This is a genomic window from Hydrocoleum sp. CS-953, from assembly GCF_002260545.1.
In the GTDB taxonomy this organism is placed as follows: Bacteria; Cyanobacteriota; Cyanobacteriia; order Cyanobacteriales; family Microcoleaceae; genus Trichodesmium.
Map to the genome: position 1 here is coordinate 1 of NZ_LGSU01000348.1, position 2828 is coordinate 2828.

The window sequence follows — 2828 nt, forward strand, 5'->3', positions numbered from 1 at the left end:
TCCTTATATTCAGTCAACTAAAGTTTTCCTGGAGGTAAAGGTAATTATCAATTATCCATTAATTAAAAAATACTTCTTATAGCGGTGATTAATCCTTGACAGACTCCTGTGAGAAAATCTAAATCTAAAGTTTCAAGAGTATCACTGTTTTGATGATAATTAGGATTTCGCATATTTGCAGTATCGGTAATCATTATAGCTTTATATCCTCTATCCCAAAATGGTGCATGGTCACTGCGACGGGTATCGGGAACAATTAAACCTCTATTTGGTACTGGCAAGCACTGACAATTAGTTCCTCTTTTATTGATATTTCTACTCATTTGTAACATATCAATAACAGTCAATAAATTACCAATTAATGCAATAAAATTACCCTGGTTTGGATAAAAATATTTTAATCCAGGAGGATAACTTTGAGAATTGGGATTAGAGTCACAATAACCAAGCATTTCTAGAGATATCATTAGTCTAAGTTGTTGTTGTTTTTGTTTGAGTTTTTCTGCATAATGTTCACTTCCTAATAATCCATATTCTTCCATATCAAAGGCAACTAAACTAACTGGATATTTAAAAGGTTGAGAAGAAAATTCTCTAGCTAATTCTAGTAAAACTGCTACTCCAGTACCATTATCATCTGCTCCTGCTGTACCTGGTACTGTGTCATAATGAGCGCCAATTAATATTGGTGGTAATTCTCGTTTTTTATTGTTTTTCAGAGAAGGTAAATTCAAGATTAAATTTTGATGATTTTTGCCTGTAACTTGAAATTCATCAATTTCTACATTTCCGAACTGTGATAATTCCTGATAAATATATTGTCTGACATAAAAATGTCCTATTGATGAAAAATATGGGTCGCGATCGCGCACTATTTCTTTTAGATGATTTTGTAATCTTGTCTGTAAATCAAAAGTCATGTTTTTTATTATTAGAACATACGCACCCCAACTAAGAAACCGGGTTTATTAGCCTAATTTAATAGTTGATATTGCAAATTTTAGTTCATAAACCCGGTTTCTGTATAAGTCGTGATTATTTAAGTTGAGAAATAGTAATTAAAAATACTCCTGATACCATAATTGCTGCACCTAATAATCGTTCTTTGATGCCTTTTTCTTTGAGAATTATTTTTCCCAAAATAACGCTAAATAATGCACTTGTTCTTTTAACAGAAATTACATAGGCAACAAAGGTAAGATTTATGGATATCATTTGACATCCCATTGCAACGGAATTAATCATACCATAGACTGCTAATTTCCAGCCACCAGTTTTAGGTTTATATAAATTCTGATGTGATTTATATAAAACAATAGGTAACAACAAAATTGATATGGTGAAAAAGACGGAAATTCCCCAAAAAATAGGTGAAGAATTTTGCACACCTATTTTATCAAAATTAGCGCTAATACTCCAAATAAAAGCTACTAACAGAGCTAGTCGTGAACCTTTATTAGTAATTATTGCTCTAAAAGGAGCTAAATATCCTTTCTGTTTCTCTTTAATATTTAATAGATAGGAACCTACTACAATTAATAATACACCAGTCATACCCAGTGGTTGAGGAAATTCTCCGATAATTAATGGGGAAGTTACTAACAAAAATAAGGGACTAAAAGTGGTGACAGGAGCAATAATTGATAAGTCAGAAATTTTAATAGCTCTGAGGTAAAGGATGTAGGCGATCGCGTTCAAAGAACTACCAACGGATAGAGCTAACCAAAAATTATTTCCTAACTGAGGAATGTCAATTAAAAATAATAGGGGACTTAAAAATAAAGAGGTAAAAAATGTCAGACTACATCCAATAATATACTCATCAAAATTTTTTAGTTGTGTCTTATTATAAACATCTTTCATAGATTGAAGAAAAGCTACTGAAGTAGCGAAAAAAAGCCAAGGCATTGATTATTTTCCTGCTTAACTAAATAATTTTAATAGTAGGTGTGGGTTCCGTATTAAATTAAAAAATTCACCCCCAATGATATTAATGCACAAAATTAGTATTGTAGTAGACCAACAAATCTAAAATGGTGCCCTGCATCATTGGGGGGCGGGTTTATCTAACTTTAGGTGAAAGCTCGCGTTAATTTAACGGGGAAACCCGCCCCTACTATTGCACTNGCATCATTGGGGGGCGGGTTTATCTAACTTTAGGTGAAAGCTCGCGTTAATTTAACGGGGAAACCCGCCCCTACTATTGCACTATTTAAGGTGTGTCGGTCTAGTAGTAGCGTGTCTAGCTTGAAAATGTGGGTTAAAAAACCTAACCCCCCAACCCCCTTCCCTGCTAGCGTTGGGGGCATTTCTCCCCTCTCAAGAGCAGGAGAGGGGTTGGGGGAGAGGTCTTCCCTCGTTGCTCGCTCCTAACACACAATTTTAGTCTGAACACGCGCCTACTCTTGGTTGTTGTTTTTTGTCTGTTTTGGGTTTCACTATCGTTCTACCCAACCTACATTTTTAATAGATGTCTGAATTTCTGATGCGATCGCCTCCTTTTGCGTATAAAGTAACAAATATCACTTCTTTACATTCCGCACTTAAACTGGAATGAGATTTTTTGGCCTACCGAATATCACTATATTATTAAGTAAAATAAATCACATATAAATTAAGTGCTTACACGAGTTATACTATTTTCTGGCAGTTCCGATACAGTGTGAAAGTAAAATCTTATTTCTCTAAAAGCCTTTTATAGCAAAGCTTTTATAATATTTGTCTTTTCGGTTCATTTTTTGGACTACAACTGGATGGCCACCACCGATGGTTATATCACCTACTTTGACAGGGCGAGTGTTTCGCCGATGGATAGTGGTGTCAAAGGC

At 34.5% G+C, this 2828-nt stretch carries 2 protein-coding genes; both read right to left on the bottom strand.

What is annotated here, in order from left to right:
• Positions 1-62: 62 nt before the first annotated feature.
• Positions 63-920, bottom strand: coding sequence for a M20/M25/M40 family metallo-hydrolase (locus AFK68_RS03265; RefSeq protein ID WP_094671577.1), 858 nt, complete (start codon positions 918-920; stop codon positions 63-65).
• 115 nt (positions 921-1035) lie between these two features.
• On the bottom strand, positions 1036-1908 hold the full coding sequence (locus tag AFK68_RS03270) for an EamA family transporter (RefSeq protein WP_094671578.1): 873 nt from the start codon (positions 1906-1908) through the stop codon (positions 1036-1038).
• Positions 1909-2828 lie beyond the last annotated feature (920 nt).

Coding starts and splice junctions, on each gene's coding strand:
- AFK68_RS03265 (WP_094671577.1), bottom strand. CDS start 920: ATGACTTTTGATTTACAGACAAGATTACAAAATCATCTAAAAGAAATA.
- AFK68_RS03270 (WP_094671578.1), bottom strand. CDS start 1,908: ATGCCTTGGCTTTTTTTCGCTACTTCAGTAGCTTTTCTTCAATCTATG.